The organism is Dyadobacter sp. CY326, assembly GCF_021390515.1.
GTDB lineage: Bacteria > Bacteroidota > Bacteroidia > Cytophagales > Spirosomataceae > Dyadobacter.
On the sequence record NZ_JAJUXI010000003.1, the window covers coordinates 649,031 to 666,237 of the forward strand.

The following is a 17,207-nucleotide window of genomic DNA, read 5'->3' on the forward strand; positions in this document are numbered from 1 at the left end:
CTTTTGTGCTGTATTTACTCAACGTTTATTTCTTTTCTTAATGGCTTTCCAGTTGCTCAGCATTCCTAAATCCTACGGTGCATGAAGAAACGCTACATTTCCTGCCTTACTTGTTTTCATTGCCACGCTGCATTCTTTTCGCCCTTCAACCCCGGTTCTCCGAGGTTTTTGTAATTATTAATAAACTCTATTCAACCAAAAAAATGAAAAAGTCGATTTTCTCACTTTCAACATTATTGATCTTTCTTTACGTCCTTTCCTGCACCGATCACCTGCAACCGTTTCCGGAACCGCAATCTTTTTCCACTGAAACAATTGTACGTGGGTTGAAATCACCGGTCGGGCTGACGCTGGACGACCATAATAACATTTGGGTGACCGAGGCCGGGACTGGCAATAATAACAATGATGGCAGCGTGTCCATGATTACACCATCCGGTTCTAAAACAACATTTGTAACCGGATTGGCTTCGATTACCAAGGAAGGATCGACCGAGGGAATCGGGCACATTCTTTTTCACAAAGGCAAATTGTACTTCCTGCATGGGGCTAACGGCATACTTTACACGGCCGACATTGCTTCATTCAAAGCCGGGGATGCTCCCATCAAGCTGACCGACATTCCCTCGCAGGATATCGGAACATTTGCCAGAAGTCTGGCCCTGACCAACCCGCTCAATGCGAACACTTTCGATCTTACTTTTGGACCGGATGATCATTTATACATTGTAGATTCGGGAAGTAACGCAATTATTAAGAGAGACAAATCAAACGGCACATTAAGCTTGTTTGCGCACTTTCCGGACGTTGCAGCGGGGGTGGAGACTGTGCCAACCGGCATTGTTTACGATGGCAGCAAATTCCTTTTAAGCTCATTAACCGGATTTCCTTTCGCACCAGATGCTGCAAAGATTTTCCAGGTGGATAACCTGGGTAATGTTAGCACTTATCAGTCCAAATTCACCACATTGACAGGCATTACACTTTCGGTAAACAACAAACCGATCGTTATTCAACACGGCGTGTTCGGACAAATGGGCTTTGGAGCAAAAACCGGCAGGGTGCTCGACGAAAATGGCAAAACGCTTCTTGGCGATATTTCAAGACCAACCGACATCATTCGTGCAGGTGACACCACCTACTTGTTGCTGAGCTATCAGGACGGCACCATCAGCAAGCTCTCCTACTAAAAAATAACAAGAAACATTGCGATGAAAGCATTGAAAAGTCTCGGTAAAGTTTTTGCCGGCCTCCTCGTTCTGATTGCCGCAGCGATGATTTACGTAAAGGCGGCCCTGCCGAATACAGGCGCTGCTCCGGATATTAAAATCGAAAGAACAGCCGCCCGACTTGAACGCGGAAAATATCTGGCCAACCACGTCTCTGTGTGTATGGACTGCCACAGCACGCGCGACTGGTCGCGCTATGCAGGCCCGCTTTCGGGTGACTTTGGAGCTGGCGGCGAGGCGTTTACGCAGGATATGGGCTTTCCGGGCAAGTTTTATGCACGAAACATCACACCCTATGCACTAGCCAGTTGGACGGACGGAGAAATTTTCCGTGCCGTCACAACCGGTGTCAGCAAGGATGGAAAAGCGTTGTTTCCGGTTATGGCCTATCACCGTTTTGGCCAGCTTGATCAGGAAGATGTCTATTCTATCATCGCTTACATTCGTGAGTTGAAACCCGTGAAAAAGGACATTCCGGAAGCAGAACCCGATTTTCCTGTTAATTTTATCATTAACACAATGCCGCAAAAAGCAACTTTTACCACCCGGCCTTCGGAGACGGATCAGGTTGCTTATGGTAAATATCTCATCACCGCGACAGGCTGCGTGGATTGTCACAGCAAGACGGACAAAGGCAGCGTGATCCCCGGAACCGAGTTCGGCGGCGGAATGGAATTCGCTGGTCCAACCGGCATTATGCGCTCACCCAACATTACGAGTCACAAAGAAACGGGCATCGGCAACTGGACCAAAGACGTTTTTGTAGCGCGTTTCAAAGGTTATGCAGACAGCAGTTATGTTTCACCCAAACTTGCTCCCGGAGATGTGAACACGCCGATGCCGTGGACCATGTACGCAGGCATGAAGGAGCAAGATCTCGCTGCCATATTTGCTTACCTGGGAACAGTAAAACCCATTGAAAATCAAGTGGTAAGGGTTGAGAAAAAGTAATTTCTGTTTTTGCCGACCCCGCGCCACCAGAGCAGAAAGCCTGTAATTGCCAGCAAGCCGGGCGTGAGCCCGATGATCACATAAAGCACTTTTACAGCAACCCCGCCAAAATTCCCAACGTGTAAAGGATGGAAGGTCGCTTCCATCCTTTCACCCATGGGTTTGTCTTTCAAGCGATTAACCTGGCTAACCTCTCCCGTTTGCTGATCCATCCGGACCGAATTTCCTGCTCCCCAGAGTTTCCATTGCCCCTTTTCATAGCCTCTTACTTCAAATTTCCGCTCCGGCTGGGTTGGCAGATAAACGTAAGTCGGTTCCAGATCCGGCATCGCTTGCAGTGCATTACGATACATTTGGTCGGCTGATATGGAAAACAATGTGTTCGGTTTGCCAGCCATTAATTCCTTCTCCCAGGTTTTGCCGTCAAAAGCAAACATGTTCATCCAGAAGCCTGTAAAGAAAATAACCGCATTGAAAAGCAACGACCAAACGCCCACAATGCGATGCAAATCCGAACTGATTGTACGCCAGTTTTTGCGTTTGATCGAAATCTGAAATGTCAACACTTTCCAAATCATTTTCTTGTAAACAATGGCGCCCGTCAAGAGCGAAAGGAGCATTGTGAGGCCGAAGATCGCGGTCAAAGCTGCGCCGGGCATTCCCAATTGGAAGCTGAAATGGAACTGGAACAACCATTCGATCAGGCTTGGCGTGAACTGACTTGCAGGCCCTTCGCGCAGAATGGCTCCGTTGTAAGGGTTGAATGAAATCAAGGCCAGATCGTAGGTCATTAATCGTGCATCATTGAAATATATCCTGAAATTGTAAGCATCGCCCGGCCCGGCATCAGGATTGAGCCAGGCAATGCCGTCCAGGTTTGGATAACGGTTCGTAATGGCTTCATAGCAACGCATTAATGGCTCCTGCAGCTTTTGAGATCCGGCAGAGGCGACATGCAGCAATTCCCGGTTTGCAAGCTGGTCAAGCTCGGTTCGGAACACCAGAACGGAGCCGCTTAATCCCAGCAAAATCAGAAAAACGCCCGAAATGAGCCCGAGCCAGCTATGAAGCCTGAACAAGCTTCGATTGATTTTTTTCATATCAAATCCGCGTTAAGGCTCACCAGAGTTGATAACTAACGCCAACCCGCACATTCAATGGATCACCCAAGCCAGCGGTTGTCACGCCCGACCGGCTTCCCGTGAAGTAATGTTTGTTGGCTAAATTATACGCATTAACCTGAACCTGATATCTGTTGCGGGAATACGTAATTGCCGCATCCACAACTGTGTAAGATGGGAAAATGAAATTCTGATTGCTCAGCAAACCCACCTGATCGCTCACATAACGAATGCCCGCCGCGATTCCCAGGCCTTTCAGCGCGTTGGAAGGAAGCGCGTATTTTCCCCAAAAGTTGATCTGATGTTTCGGCGCATTGGCAAAGCGGTCGCCTTTTTTACCATAAGTGCTCGTGCTCACCAGCACGTGCTCGTTAAACGCATATCCGGCGATCAAGCTCAGCCTGTTCAGGTTGCCTACAACCGAGAACTCCCCGCCTCTGCTGCGCGTGCCGTCGATGGCTGCTTGCCGGTGCGAGTTCGTTTCCGTCGGTGCAGCCGTGAGAATGTTGGCATAATTGATCTGATACAACGACAATGTCGTCGATAAACGGTTGCTGATCAAATCTGCTTTGGAACCGACTTCATACTGCGTTGCCTGCCGCGTTGGAAACGGGCCGCCTGCAAGTGCATTGTTGGAGGTTTGCGGATTAAAAGATTTGAGAAAAGTCCCGTAAATGGAAACGTTTTTTACCGGCAAATAAACCAGTCCCACACGCGGAATCCAGCCCGAAGTTTGCAGTTCATCGCCCTGTTTGTCGTCCCTGTCGGATAATGGCGTTTCCTTGCCGTTGTAACTGTCATAGCGCAGCGAAAGCAGCACTTTCAATTTGTCACCCACACTTACCTGATCCTGAATGTAAGCACCTATCAGGTTGGTAATCCGCTTGTTATCGTCCGATTCTTCCGCAGGAGCCGAGGCGTCGGGAATGCTTCCGGTGTAATCGGGATGGAGAATGGAAATGCGTGTGGACGACTTGTATTGATAGTCATTTTGCGTCCAGCCATAGCGGTTATAATCCGTTCCGACAATGAGCTGGTGACCGAGCGAGCCTGTTTTCGCTGCATATGTTGCAAAAGCAGTCGTTTGCAAACTGAACCGGTCTGTTTCCCAATCCTGATATCCTCTGCTGATGGAGTCATTGCGAATCCGGCCGACAGGAATGTGATCTGTGTAATCCAGCACATTGCGCACCGCGCGCTCCACAACCGTCAATTTCAGATTTTGACTGATTTGATGATTGAAAGTCAGCGTAGCCGATGCGTTTTGCGTTTTTCCATAATCCGTTGGGCTTTGGATTGTCAGGTTATTGGGATAATAATTGAAATCAAATGTGCCGTCTGGTCGCGATAAAATGAAACTCCCGTTGTCGTATTGCTGAACCGCTTTTGAATATGCGTAATTGAGTTCAAGGTTTAGTGAAGTCCGGTCGTTGGCAAGATAGGTCAACGATGGAGCGATGAACAGATTCTTTTTTTCCTGATAATCCCGGAAGCTTTTTGAGCGATCAAAGCCGATTGTAGCGCGATATAAAAGCTTTTTGTTGGCCGAAACCGGCCCAGTGAAGTCAACAGATCCCCTCCCGAATCCCCAGCTCCCCAGCGATAAATCAACATTCGCCCTTTTTTCAGTTAAAGGTTTTTTGGTAATAAAATTAACCACACCGCCCGGAGAACCTTCGCTGAACAATGCACCGGAAGGTCCGCGAAGCAACTCTACGGATTCAATGTTATACAAAAGTGGCTGCTGGCTCCACAAAAAAAGATTTCCACGAATGCCGTTGTAAAGCAGAAAACTGGCATCATTGGGCGAGTAAGCCGTGAACCCGCGCATTTGAAAAGATCCATTTCCATTGTTGGCTTTCATGCCCGTGAATGTGCCCGCGATCTCATTTAAAGTGAAAGCCTGCCGGTCGCGCAGCACAGCTGAGGAAATCACCTGGACGGACTGCGGAGTGGAAAGCAATGGCACGTCCAATCGCGTGGAGCTGCTGGACGACGGCACATTATAGGCGCTCTTGGCCGCGCTGACAACGACTTCGTTCAATTCCTGCTTGCTTTCGGAAAGTTGCAGGTTGAGAAACTGATTTTTCCCCTTCGAAACCTTAATACTTTGAGAAAGAGCAGTGTAACCCACATTGGAAACGCTTAAAATGTAAGATCCCGGGGCTATGCCGGACAAGGTAAAGCGGCCGTCGGCGTCGGTTGTGGTGCCTAATGTTGTGTTTTGAAAAGTGATGGAAGCACCCACGACCGCCTCATCCTGGGCGTTAACAATGCGCCCGTTTAATGTCCCCGCCTCGGTTTGGGCGATGGATTCAAGTCCATTACCGAGCAATGCCAGTAACAGCGACAGATATATAAATTTCATTCGGATATACATTGAAGAACACGCCTTTTTCCGGAAGCTCCGAAAGGCGCGGTCAGTTACGACTTTTTGATAATGAAGACTTTAAGTAAAAATAAATGCGCAAAACCAGGACTAGCAAAGGCCATCCTTTTAAATCGGTAACGCATTGTGGAGGTTATGCGCAAGGCGGGGGAACGACGATCGAGAGCGGAGCCTGGTAGGCAGCGCGGTTGTAAGGAAAGTTCAGCTCCTGATGCTGAGCAACAATGTTTGATAAAAAATTAAAAGAGGCCAGCGGAGATGCAAAAAGCTGCAATGAGGGTAAATTCTGGACGCGTTCGCTGGTTTGCTTATCCTTTTTTTCTTCCTGTGCTCTGAGTTTTTTGGCCAGAAAACAATGTCCGTCGCAATGCAGCTGCGGCTTATCGCGGTTTTCGCAAAGCACGCGCGTGATGTAATCCTTATTAATGTGATAATACGCGATTGTCCCCCACTGACTGAAAGTCGGCAGAATGGTTATAACGAGCCATATGTAAATTAGCGTTACGCGCATCGGATTGGTTGGCAAATATAGTGACGGCGACACTTTTCCAGTCTCTTATGCCAAAATTCTTTGCCACATCACCCTGAACACCATGTTTTAACTGGAAAAGACGCCTTACCATCAGCGGGCGCTTAACCATTTTCGTGCCAAAAGTCGCGGTGCATATGAGACCATCAGATAACTCCAAACGGGAATCTTACCCGCATCTGGAACCTTATTGAGCAGTTCCATCCGCTTGTCCGCAAAAGTGAAAGAGAATCCGTAAATGATCTCAATGTTCTTCACAGGCTTGTAATTCAACGACAAGTCGCTTTCGAAACCGAGATATTTACCATTCGCCTCCTTTCCCTCGGTCAGCAACGGATATTGCGTGTAAAACAAATGCGCATCGCCTCTTAATGAAAGCTTTTTGCTGGCCTGGTAAATGACAAACAAGTAAGGATTAACAAGCCCCTTATCATTCACATCGGCTGGAAAACGCGTAAACAGGTTCATATTCCCCATGAATTTCCAGGCAACGCCATACAACGGCACGAACGACGCTGACACTTCTTTGGCAGTCGTGAGCCGATTGCCGCTCAGGATTTCAGCACCCAGCCTGAACAATGTGCGGCTTGTATTTGCACTGATTTCTGGTTGAATGTAATAAGCGCGGATCTTTTTGGAAGCCGCATTTTCGCCATATTGATAATACGCATTCACCGTTGCGTAAAACCAGCGCTGCGTGTATTCCAGCCTGCCGCCATTGGTAATCCGCTCGTAATATTGCTTGTCGCCCGTTGTTCGGCGAAACACATCCATGGCGTTAATGGTCGTCAAGGTCAGCTGATTAGCGAATTTGTATTTCAAATGGTGGACAAAAAGATATTTGTAAGTGTGCGCCGAAACCGGGGAATAAGCTGGATCAAAGTCCTTGGCATATGGCCGTGTGAACGCAATGGTCAAATCGGTTTCCAACTTGCCTTTATAAAACAACCGGACGCCTTCATGCGCGCGGCTTTGCTGGCCCCAGGGCGCGGCTGAAAATATGCGCCCGTTATCAAGTGACAATGCCTGTCGGCCCACCCGGACGGAAATTTTCCGGGAAATATTGGGTTCCGCATACAGCTCAAAAAAATTAAGGTTGCCGATTTGTGAAAAACGCCCAGGTTCGCCCCAAACATGGATTTCCTGCGGAGATGCGTGCAGGCGAAGCCAGTTGTTCCGGTAAGTAATGCTCAGTCTGTTCCTTTGCGTCACATACAAATCCGGCATGATCGTATCGGCAGCTGTCCACATAAAATTGTCGCGATATTCTGCACGTGGCCGCGCTTCGAAATCAACTGTAAGCTCCCGCCGTAACGTGTCCGGCGATTGCGCGGCGAGCTTCCCAGTTGTAAAAAGCAATGTAAAGAAGGCAACCAGATAAATGTGTTTCAAGCCTCAGACAGTTAATCAAAAAAACTGCAAATGATATTTCGGGCAAAGCTAAATGATGTAGTCTATTTAACTGATGGATTTTTTCAAATATTACTGTGCAAAAGCGCTGGCCCGTTGAATGCGCGACGATTGCAACGGTAGACGTTTTAAGTCGGAAACTTTTACTTAACGTAACGATAACTTTTGGTTAACACGCCCCGAAAATCGATCCCCTAGTTTTGGCGTTATTATTATTTAAACAACCTTTTTTGATGCTGCGCAAATCATCGCATTGCTTGTTCAGGATCAACATTAACCATTGAAATGAAGAAAATTATCTCGCTCCTTACCATTACATTTTTATCCCTGGGTAACCTTTTTGCGCAAGATTCGCATGTCATCCTGATCAGCATTGACGGCTTACGACCTGAGTTTTACAAAGATCCAAACTGGTCGATGGTGAATTTGCGGCAGGCAATGAAAACCGGCTCCTATGCCGACGGCGTTACCGGCGTTTTCCCGACTGTAACCTACCCTTCTCATACTACCATTGTGACGGGCGTGAAGCCGATCAAACACGGTGTTTATTACAACACACCAGCTGAGCCACTGGAAGTTACCGGAAAATGGATCTGGGATTACAAAACCATCAAAGTGCCCACGATTTTCAGTGCGGCAAAGGAAAAAGGATTGAAAACGGCTTCCGTGTTCTGGCCTGTTTCGCTGGGCGGACCCGCTGATTATAACATTCCTGAATATTGGTATTTACCCAAAACCAAAGGCGGCGATCGTGATATGATGCACGCATTGTCGGACGCTTCTTTTCCAAAAGGCCTGTTCGAAGAAGTGCAGGATAATGCCGTTGGCAAGCTGGAAGAAATTGATTTCAGCGGTGATTATCTTGGAATCGACGACAATTTGTCTCGCGCCAGCGCATACATTATCCGTAAATACAAGCCTTCATTTTTAGCGCTGCATCTGGTTGCGGTTGATCATTTTGAGCATGAAGAAGGTCGCGACGGCGACAAAGTGCGTGCAGCACTTTCCAGCGTTGACCGCGGGATCAAGTCCATCATGGAGGCCGTTGAAAAAGCAGGCATTAAGGACAAAACGACCTTCATTATTGTGGGCGATCACGGTTTTGTAGACATACATTCATCCATCGCGCCTAACCTGCTTCTGGCACAAGCCGGACTTTACGATCCAAATAACAAGGCAGGCTGGAAAGCTTACTTTCATGGCTCGGCAGGTTCATCTTTCCTGCATTTGAAAGATCCCAAAGACGCCAAGACTTTGCAGGCTGTAAAGCAAGCTCTTGACAAATTAACCCCTGCGCAAAAAGCAATGTTTGACGTGAAAGACCGCGCCGCATTGGATGTCGTAGGCGCCGATCCGAATGCTGCGCTGGCACTCGCTCCAAAGCAGGGTTTTACATTCAACAATGCCGCTACGGGTGATTTCATCAGACCGGCAAGCGGCGGAACGCATGGATTTTTCCCAGATTCAAAAGAAATCCAGACTGGTTTTGTAGTTTTCGGAAACGGAATCAAACAAGGCACGGTTATTCCTGAAATGGGATTGCAGGATATCGCCCCGCTGATCGCCAAATTGCTGAAAATTGACTTCCCGTCGGCAGAAGGGACGCTATATCCAGGCTTGCTGGCCAAATAACTTTTTGATCGCCTGTATCATGCAGGATTTAAATGATGCAGGAAAAACTGAGAGCACATATCGAGCAGATTGTTCCGCTGACGGATGATGAGTTTCAGTTCATATCGGATCATTTTACAAACAAAAAATATAAGAAACACCAATTCCTCATCCAGGAAGGCCAGCCTGTTAAATATCACTATTTCATCCTGTCCGGGCTATTAAAGCTCGTTTACACGGATGGAACTGGAAAGCAGCACATTGTGTCTTTTGCGATGGAGAATTGGTGGGAAAGCGATTTTTACGCCTATTACACGCAGACCGAAGCGACGATGTCGCTCGAATGTCTGGAAGATACGGAAGTCCTTTGCCTCACATTGGCCGATTACAAAAAGCTTTGCGACACCCTTCCTAAAATGCAGCGCTTCTTTCTTGAAAAGGCAAATTTTGGCTTTCTGGGCGCACAGCGACGCATCATTTCCTGGCTCACTTCCAATGCGCAAGCGCGCTACGAACAACTGCTTAAACAATATCCGCTCCTGATTCAGCGCGTGCCCAAAAGCCAGCTTGCTGCTTATCTCGGTGTTTCGCGCGAAACGCTGAGCCGTTTCACCTCTTAGTGTGATAAATGTCACTCTAAAATCGTGCGGTTTGTCAACAGTCCATCGCCGGATTTAGTCCAAACTTTGCAGTGTAATTTAAACAACGCGCCTGCAATGGCGCTTAATCAAATATCACGCAATGGAAAAAAGGATCATTAATCCCTGGAAATGGCAGGACGAACGCAGTTATGTGCAAGCCGTCGAAGTAAAAAATGTGGAAAGCACGCTCTATATTTCGGGGCAAACGGCGATCAGCGCCGAAGGCATTTCGAGTAACGAGGACATGAAATCACAGTTAACTCTTGCCTTGAAAAATCTGGAACAAGTGATCAGCAAGGCGGGATTTCAATGCAGCAACATTGTTCGGCTTAACATTTACACCACTTCCACCGCCGAGCTCTGGCCAAATTTCAATATTTTCCAGGAATGGGTGGCGAGGCACAATGTGAAGCCCGCCGTCACAATGCTTGAAGTGACAAGCTTATTTGAGACATTAAAAGTTGAACTTGAAGCAACCGCGGTGAGATAATCAGCGCAATTGCCTATTTTGTGGTCCGGAACCATTCCGGACCGCATCTGCTGACGCTCGATTCGGAATGGTTTGTCTCAGCCGGTTCAATTGTGATCTTGATTTTTAAACTAAATAAATGGAATACTCCCTGATATACCTGAGTTCATCAAAAGGATTGTTTACTGATGACGAGATTTCATTGATTTTAAAACAAAGCCACGCAAACAATGTGTCACTGAATATAACGGGCGTTTTGCTTTACTGTAACGGCAGCATTATTCAAGTGCTTGAAGGGCCGAAGGAAAAAGTTGAAGGCCTGTATGAAAAGATCAGCAAGGACGACCGGCACAGAAGTCTGGTGCGGTTGTATGCGGGTGAAATTCAGCAGCGATCTTTTTCTGACTGGCTCATGGGCTATCGAACGCTTTCCACGCAGCAATTTGATCACCTCCAAGAACACCTTACTTTCGTCAAAGATCCGCTGTCGCCACCTTTGAAATCAGATGGCGTTGCAATGACATTGCTCAGGTCTTTCTTTCAAAATAATTATCGAAACTGACGCGCCGCATTAGATTTTTCAGCATTTAATTAAACGACTGCCGGAACTCGACGGGTGAGAGATTGGTGTTTGTTTTAAACAATTTGCTGAAAGACTGCGGATAGTCAAAACCCAGCTCGTAAGCAATTTCACTGACGCTTAGGTTGGTTCCCGAAAGCTTTTCTTTGGCTTTGGCAATGATCATATCGTGCAAATGGCTTTGCGTGCTTTTTCCTGTCAATGTTTTCAGCAAGCCGCTCAAATAGTTGGGCGACACATGCAGTGAAGCGGCAATTTCCGAAACAGTCGGAAGCCCTCTGGTCGACAATGTGCCGCTATCAAAGCGCTCGGAAAGAAGCGTTTCCAACCTCATCAGAATATCGTGGCTGCTCGCCTTGCGCGTGGTAAACTGGCGCTGATAAAAGCGGTCCGCATAATTAAGCAGCACTTCCAACTGGCCAATGATGATGTTTTGGGTAAACTGGTCGATCCGGGCGTGATATTCCTGACGGATGTTTTGCATAATGCCGGTGATAACTGCCTCCTCCTGCTCCGACAAAAACAAAGCCTCATTGACCGAGTAATCGAAATACTCATGCTGTTTGATCGTCTTCGCCAATGGTGTGTTCCAAAGAAAGTCCGGATGAAAAATCAACAGCCATCCCGAATGTTCCAGGACTTCATCCGGCCCTGCTTCAATGCCGATCTTTTGGCCGGGAGCCATGAATGTCATAATCCCCTCATCGAAATCATACACTTGCTGCCCATATTTCAGCTTGGCGTCGAAGTTCCTTTTGAGTGCAATCGCGTAAAAGTCAAGCACCCAACTTTGCGGATGGTTTCCGGACAGCTCTCTCATATCCTCAAACTGCAACACACTGACCAGCGGATGCGCCGGCCCGGGGAGTTTTCGAAAATGGTGAAACTCACTGATATTTTTGATATGGTAAGGCTGTCCGGAAGTCATGCTGCAATATGTTTATTTTTGGTGAAAAGCTGCTGCAAAATCTTTGGCAAAATCAGTTGTTTTTATATTTCCCAGTTGCGCCGGTCTGTTGCGGAAATAATCTTCGGCAATGCGTCCGCTGTGATGTCCCGCCTGTAATTCCACGAGGCTGGCGGCCATGCGCGGCGGCATACCAGCTGCTTCGAGACGGCTTTGAACTTGCTCGCCCGGAACCACAATCCATTTCAGGTCTGGCTGACCGATTGCTTCTCCCAAAATCCGGGCAACTTCATTGCAGGTCAGCTCGTCGCTGGCCACGTAACGAATGTTCCTTGCGACAGGTGTTTTTTCAAATTCCTCTGCTACGGCAGCTGCAATATCTTCCGGCGCCACCAGCACCGTTTTGTCTTCCCCGCCATAATTTGCGGCAATAACCCCGGCACTTTTGATTGCGGGAATAAAACCAAAGAGGTTATAATAAAAAGAAGTGGGGCGCATATGGGTGATCAGGACTTCCTCGGGAAGCGCATTCAGGATTTGCTCTAGATAATGCGCTCCTGCAATGCCACCATTGCCTTTATCCAGATGCGCACCCCAGCTGCTCATATTCACAACCCGCTTCACGCCTGCCTGACGGATCGCGTCAGCGTAATGGTTGCCAATTTTACTGAAATAGCCCACCGGGTCAATGCTTGGATCAAAATAACTCACGGGCGGGACCATCGTATAAACGGCGTCTGCTCCGGCAAAAGTTTTTATTAAGAAATCGGGATCCTTCACAGAACCGATTGCCGCGTCAGCGCCCAGTGACTCGATTGCCTCCTGCCTTTCGGGGTTGCTGCTGATAACGGTGACTTCGTGCCCGTTTTGAACGAGCGCTTGTGTAAGCGGTTTGCTAATGTGTCCTAATGAACCCGTTACAATGATTTTCATAATGCTTTCTTGATTAGTTTGCAGAAGCAAAGGTCCTGATCAAAAAACGGGGATACATAACCAAATCTATGCTTGTTGTGTTAATAGCTATGATGCACGAAAAAACTTATCGATATGCTTGACAAAAAATTGACTTTGAAACCGGAAGAAATTGACCGCGTGATTGAAATGGCCTGGGAGGACAGGACGCCTTTTGACGCAATTACAGCGCAGTTTGGATTAAGCGAACAGCAAGTTATTGCCATAATGCGCGGCGAAATGAAACCCAGCAGTTTCAGAATGTGGCGCGAGCGCGTGCAGGGCCGGGTGACCAAGCATCAGAAATTACTAACTGCCAAAGATCCCCGATTCAAATCGAGCTCGCAAAAGCAAATCAGCATGAATAAGATCAGCAAGCGGGTGTAAAATTGGAAAAATGAAAGATTGTCGAAATAAAGTTTTATCATTGTTTCTTTATCAGACAATGTATAATTGACAATTTTCCTTTTACCAAAACAGCATCCTTATATCATTTCAAAATGAAAACAATCTTTATTACCATGCTGGTGGCATTGCAAATCATGCAGGTCGCAACTGCCCAGACCAAAAAAGCAACAACGTCGCCGCAAGCGAAAACGGCGAACGGAACCGTGGAAGGCGTTACCGAGTCCTCAGGGATCAGGGCATTCAAAGGCATTCCGTTTGCTGCACCGCCGGTTGGCGAATTTCGCTGGCGCGAACCGCAACCGGTTAAAAACTGGCAGGGCGTTCGGAAAGCCGACAAGTTTGGCCCCCGCGCCATGCAGAACGCCGTTTTCGGCGACATGGGTTTCCGCTCCGACGGGATGAGCGAAGATTGTTTGTATCTCAATGTCTGGACGCCAGCCAAGTCTGCCAGTGAAAAGTTGCCGGTTTTGGTGTATTTCTATGGCGGCGGATTTGTTGCCGGTGACGGTTCGGAAGGTCGTTATGACGGAGAAAGCATGGCCACAAAAGGCATTGTGACCTTGACTGTAAATTATCGCCTGGGTGTTTTCGGTTTTTACGCTTCCGAGGATCTTACCAAAGAATCGCCGCACCACGCCTCAGGAAACTATGGATATCTGGATCAGGCTGCGGCGCTGGCTTGGGTTAAGCAAAACATTGCCGCATTCGGAGGCGATCCTAACCGCGTTACCATTGCGGGCGAATCGGCCGGTTCATTGTCAGTGAGCGCATTGATGGCTTCTCCGCTTTCCAAAAATCTGTTTTCTGCCGCTATTGGTGAAAGCGGATCTGTTTTGGGAACGCTTCCCCCGGTGCCACTGGTGCAGGCGGAGCAGGCGGGCTTGAAATTCAATGAGCTGGTTGGCAAAAAAACATTGGCTGAAATGCGTTCGATTTCCGGCGAAGAATTACTAAAAGCGACGGCTGGTCAAGGTGTTCCAAGATTTATGTCTGCGGTGGATGGTTATTTTTTCCCAGAGCCTCCTTTGAAAACATTCCAGGCTGGAAAACAATCGCAAGTGCCATTACTGGCTGGCTGGAATTCAGAGGAAATGAATTACCGCATGATTTTGGGCAAGGAAGCGCCGACGCTTGAAAACTATACAAAAGCCGTTCAAAAATTATATGGAGAACAGGCTGAAAAGGTTTTGAAGGAATATGCGGCCGCATCGGATGCTGAGGTTGAGCAAGTGGCAACGGATCTAGCCGGCGATCGCTTCATTGGTTTTGGCACATGGAAATGGATTGACATTCAAAGCAAAACGGGTGGCGGAAAGCCTGTTTACCGCTATTTATATGGCCGTCCACGCCCTGCCATGAATGCTGAAATGGGCAATGTGTCCGCTAACCTTGCCGGTGGTGTTTCGAAAAGCACGGAGCCTGCGGCTGCAAAAGCACCATTGCCAAAGGGCGCTGTCCATTCTGCTGAAATCGAATATGCAATGGGAAATCTGTCACTGAACAAAGTGTATGCATGGACGCCGGATGATCACAAAGTGTCCGCAACAATGCAGGAATATTTTGCCAATTTTATCAAAACAACAAACCCTAATGGCAAAGGCCTGCCGGAATGGTTGCCCGTAAAACCCGAAGGTGACGCACATTACATGTATATTGATGTAAACACCCGCCTGGAAACGGATAAGCACAAAGGACGTTATGTGCTGATGGACGCGATGGCAACAAAAGAATAAGATGTTAATGCCGTTTCCAAGCCGTTATGATGGTCTGGAAACGGTTTCGTGCAAGGCAGAACCTCGTTTTTCGCGGATGTAATCGGCCATGGATGAAATGGATTGAAACGCTTTCCTGCTTTCCTGCGGTTCGACGACCTCAATGCCATAATGCTGTTCGAACATGACGATCAGTTCCAGGGCATCGATGGAATCCAGGCCAAGACCTGAGCTGTGAAATAATGGTTTGTCGTCGTCAATATCGGCCGGGGACACGTCTTCCAGGTTAAGTTGTGCGATAACATGTTTTTTAAGATCTTCTTTAAGACTATCCAGCATTTCGATATCATTATAAGTTGGAACGCGGATTGGCTTTGCATGTGCTGCATAGCCGATCCGCGTTTTCCTTAAAATAATCGTTCCGCTTGCTTCCTCAAAGCGCTTCCAATGTCGCCACAATCGCCGCTATCAAGCCTTTGCTCACCTTTTCGCCTTCACCGCCAGACATATCGATGACCCGATATTCACCCTGATCGTCTTTCTCCAAAATCAATGTCTTGCCCTCAACCTCGATATGCAACTGGTAAGTGTATCCCTGCGGCACGATCGTTAATGGCAACTCAAAACTCTCGCCCTGGTGTTCGACAGGAAGCATTATAATCTCGTTCATGCGGATAATTTTTAAGAAACGTCAGTAATATCCACAATGAATAATGCGCTTGCTTAGTTCGTTGCGCCTCCATTAACGAGCAAATGCTGGCCATTTACAAAAGAGGAAAGGTCGCTGGCAAAGAACTCAGCCACATTGGCCACATCTTCCACTTCGGCGAGCCTTCCCATCGGACAGCTGTCAAGGAGCTGTTTGCGCAGATCGGGATAACTGTCCGGCTCGGCAAAAATCCCCGAATGGTCTACGGCAAACGGAATGATGGTGTTAACCGTAACGCCGCGGTGGCCGATTTCTTTGGACAAAATATCGACCATATATCGCGGTGTGGTTTTACTTCCTCCATAAACGGCCATTCCCGGAACCGGAAAAGAAGTTGTGCTCGAAGCAATGTAAATGATGCGCCCGTTATCTTCCACATTTCTGGCTGCCTGCTGCATGGTGAAGTAAGCGCCTTTGGTGTTGATCGAAAATACATGATCGAATTGCTCTTCCGTAAAATCCACAACGGGCGTTTCCACAAGTTCTATGCCCGCATTTGCGACCACAATATCAATTTTTCCAAATGCATTTTTTGCTTCCGAAAACAACCGTTCAATGTCCGCAACTTTGCTGACATCAGCCTGCACGGCGATCACTTTCACACCCATTGCCTTGATATTGCTCACCACTTCATCCGCGGAGCCTTTATCACGAGAATAATTGATGACAATATTGGCGCCTAATGCTGCATATCGCTCCGCAATGGCTTTTCCCAATCCCCTCGCCGAGCCCGTAATGACTGCGACTTTATTTTTTAAACTATTCATCATGTTTGATTTCAATTGTAAATTAATAGGAACAAATGTCCCTGATCGACAAGCGATTAGGCCATGCCGCCGTTCGCTCCAATGTTCTGTGCAGTGATCCACTTGGCTTCATCACTCGCCAAAAACAATACAACTTGCGCGATGTCTTCGGGCTCACCTATGCGGTTGAAAGCGGAAAGCGAAGCCAGGCGATCGATCACTTCCTGTGATTTTCCGTTTGTAAAAAGTTCGGTGTTCGTAGGGCCCGGAGAAATGGAATTCACATTGATTCCCCTGCTGCCCACCTCCTTGGAAAACACCCTTGTAAGTTGTTCAACGGCCGCTTTGGTTGCGACATAAGTGCCATAAGCTGGGAGCATAATCCGGTTCACCGAAGTTGAGAAATTGATGATTGTGCCATTGTCGGCCAGCCGCGTCGCAGCCTCGCGCATGGTGTTGAATGTGCCACGTACATTGATGTCGAACTGGCGCGTGAAATCCTCGTCTGTGGTGTCTTTCAGGAGTTTAGTAATCATGATGCCCGCATTGTTGATCAGGACATCGATGCGGCCATAATGTGCAATGGCTGTGTCAAACATTGCTTTCACCTGAGCTGAGTTGCTCACATCGGCCTGAATCGCAAGCGCATCACCGCCCTGTCCTTTGATCTCATTGACCAATTGCTCCGCCACGTCTTGCGAACCGGCATAATTAACGATCACCTTTGCGCCTGCTGCCGCCAGTTTGTGTGCGATTGCCGCTCCTATTCCTCTTGAAGCGCCCGTAACCAATATTACTTTTTCTGTCAGATTGCTCATGTTTTCTTTGTTTTAAATTGATACAA

Annotated in this window: 18 protein-coding genes; 8 read left to right on the top strand and 10 right to left on the bottom strand. The window is 47.8% G+C overall.

What is annotated here, in order from left to right:
* Nucleotides 1–203: 203 nt before the first annotated feature.
* Both LZG73_RS07095 and LZG73_RS07100 read left to right on the top strand, forming a co-directional pair.
* Complete coding sequence (locus LZG73_RS07095) at nt 204–1,190, top strand: ScyD/ScyE family protein (RefSeq protein ID WP_233847163.1); 987 nt, start codon at nt 204–206, stop codon at nt 1,188–1,190.
* A 21-nt stretch (nt 1,191–1,211) separates the two neighbouring features.
* On the top strand, nt 1,212–2,180 hold the full coding sequence (locus LZG73_RS07100) for a cytochrome c (RefSeq protein ID WP_233847164.1): 969 nt from the start codon (nt 1,212–1,214) through the stop codon (nt 2,178–2,180).
* Here the strand turns inward: LZG73_RS07100 and LZG73_RS07105 are convergent.
* The 4 genes from LZG73_RS07105 to LZG73_RS07120 all read right to left on the bottom strand — a co-directional run bounded on the left by LZG73_RS07105 (nt 2,153) and on the right by LZG73_RS07120 (nt 7,611).
* Nucleotides 2,153–3,280, bottom strand: a complete 1,128-nt coding sequence (locus tag LZG73_RS07105) for a PepSY domain-containing protein (RefSeq protein ID WP_233847165.1) — start codon at nt 3,278–3,280, stop codon at nt 2,153–2,155. The two genes, LZG73_RS07100 and LZG73_RS07105, sit on opposite strands and share 28 nt — an antisense overlap.
* A 19-nt stretch (nt 3,281–3,299) precedes the next feature.
* Nucleotides 3,300–5,669: a TonB-dependent receptor gene (locus LZG73_RS07110; RefSeq protein WP_233847166.1), complete on the bottom strand. Its 2,370-nt coding sequence runs from the start codon at nt 5,667–5,669 to the stop codon at nt 3,300–3,302.
* A 154-nt stretch (nt 5,670–5,823) separates the two neighbouring features.
* On the bottom strand, nt 5,824–6,201 hold the full coding sequence (locus LZG73_RS07115) for a hypothetical protein (protein ID WP_233847167.1): 378 nt from the start codon (nt 6,199–6,201) through the stop codon (nt 5,824–5,826).
* A gap of 111 nt (nt 6,202–6,312) precedes the next feature.
* Nucleotides 6,313–7,611, bottom strand: a complete 1,299-nt coding sequence (locus tag LZG73_RS07120) for an alginate export family protein (protein ID WP_233847168.1) — start codon at nt 7,609–7,611, stop codon at nt 6,313–6,315.
* Nucleotides 7,612–7,914: 303 nt separating this feature from the next.
* Between LZG73_RS07120 and LZG73_RS07125 the strand changes: the two genes are divergently transcribed.
* The 4 genes from LZG73_RS07125 to LZG73_RS07140 all read left to right on the top strand — a co-directional run bounded on the left by LZG73_RS07125 (nt 7,915) and on the right by LZG73_RS07140 (nt 10,912).
* Nucleotides 7,915–9,261, top strand: a complete 1,347-nt coding sequence (locus LZG73_RS07125) for an alkaline phosphatase family protein (RefSeq protein WP_233847169.1) — start codon at nt 7,915–7,917, stop codon at nt 9,259–9,261.
* Nucleotides 9,262–9,293: 32 nt separating this feature from the next.
* Nucleotides 9,294–9,860: a Crp/Fnr family transcriptional regulator gene (locus tag LZG73_RS07130; protein WP_233847170.1), complete on the top strand. Its 567-nt coding sequence runs from the start codon at nt 9,294–9,296 to the stop codon at nt 9,858–9,860.
* Between the two features lie 121 nt (nt 9,861–9,981).
* Nucleotides 9,982–10,371, top strand: a complete 390-nt coding sequence (locus LZG73_RS07135; RefSeq protein ID WP_233847171.1) for a RidA family protein — start codon at nt 9,982–9,984, stop codon at nt 10,369–10,371.
* A 118-nt stretch (nt 10,372–10,489) separates the two neighbouring features.
* Entirely contained in the window at nt 10,490–10,912 is a 423-nt protein-coding gene (locus tag LZG73_RS07140; protein ID WP_233847172.1) for a BLUF domain-containing protein, read from the top strand.
* Between the two features lie 25 nt (nt 10,913–10,937).
* Here LZG73_RS07140 and LZG73_RS07145 read toward each other — a convergent pair whose 3' ends face one another.
* Complete coding sequence (locus LZG73_RS07145; RefSeq protein ID WP_233847174.1) at nt 10,938–11,858, bottom strand: AraC family transcriptional regulator; 921 nt, start codon at nt 11,856–11,858, stop codon at nt 10,938–10,940.
* A gap of 12 nt (nt 11,859–11,870) precedes the next feature.
* Entirely contained in the window at nt 11,871–12,770 is a 900-nt protein-coding gene (locus LZG73_RS07150; RefSeq protein ID WP_233847176.1) for an NmrA family NAD(P)-binding protein, read from the bottom strand.
* Nucleotides 12,771–12,884: 114 nt separating this feature from the next.
* Here LZG73_RS07150 and LZG73_RS07155 point away from each other — a divergent pair, with 114 nt between their 5' ends.
* Nucleotides 12,885–13,175, top strand: a complete 291-nt coding sequence (locus LZG73_RS07155; protein WP_233847178.1) for a TIGR03643 family protein — start codon at nt 12,885–12,887, stop codon at nt 13,173–13,175.
* Between the two features lie 113 nt (nt 13,176–13,288).
* Nucleotides 13,289–14,929 carry a carboxylesterase/lipase family protein gene (locus LZG73_RS07160; protein WP_233847179.1) on the top strand — a complete coding sequence of 547 codons (1,641 nt, stop codon included), beginning with the start codon at nt 13,289–13,291 and terminating at the stop codon, nt 14,927–14,929.
* Between the two features lie 24 nt (nt 14,930–14,953).
* Here LZG73_RS07160 and LZG73_RS07165 read toward each other — a convergent pair whose 3' ends face one another.
* The 4 genes from LZG73_RS07165 to LZG73_RS07180 are packed head-to-tail and all read right to left on the bottom strand — an operon-like array spanning nt 14,954 to nt 17,181.
* Nucleotides 14,954–15,367, bottom strand: a complete 414-nt coding sequence (locus tag LZG73_RS07165; RefSeq protein WP_255697030.1) for a phosphopantetheine-binding protein — start codon at nt 15,365–15,367, stop codon at nt 14,954–14,956.
* Entirely contained in the window at nt 15,342–15,578 is a 237-nt protein-coding gene (locus LZG73_RS07170; RefSeq protein ID WP_233847180.1) for a hypothetical protein, read from the bottom strand. The genes LZG73_RS07165 and LZG73_RS07170 overlap by 26 nt, the downstream gene beginning before the upstream one ends.
* A 53-nt stretch (nt 15,579–15,631) precedes the next feature.
* Nucleotides 15,632–16,387 (bottom strand): SDR family oxidoreductase, encoded by a 756-nt coding sequence (locus LZG73_RS07175; RefSeq protein WP_233847181.1) that lies wholly within the window; start codon nt 16,385–16,387, stop codon nt 15,632–15,634.
* Nucleotides 16,388–16,440: 53 nt separating this feature from the next.
* Entirely contained in the window at nt 16,441–17,181 is a 741-nt protein-coding gene (locus tag LZG73_RS07180; protein WP_233847182.1) for an SDR family oxidoreductase, read from the bottom strand.
* Nucleotides 17,182–17,207: the final 26 nt, after the last annotated feature.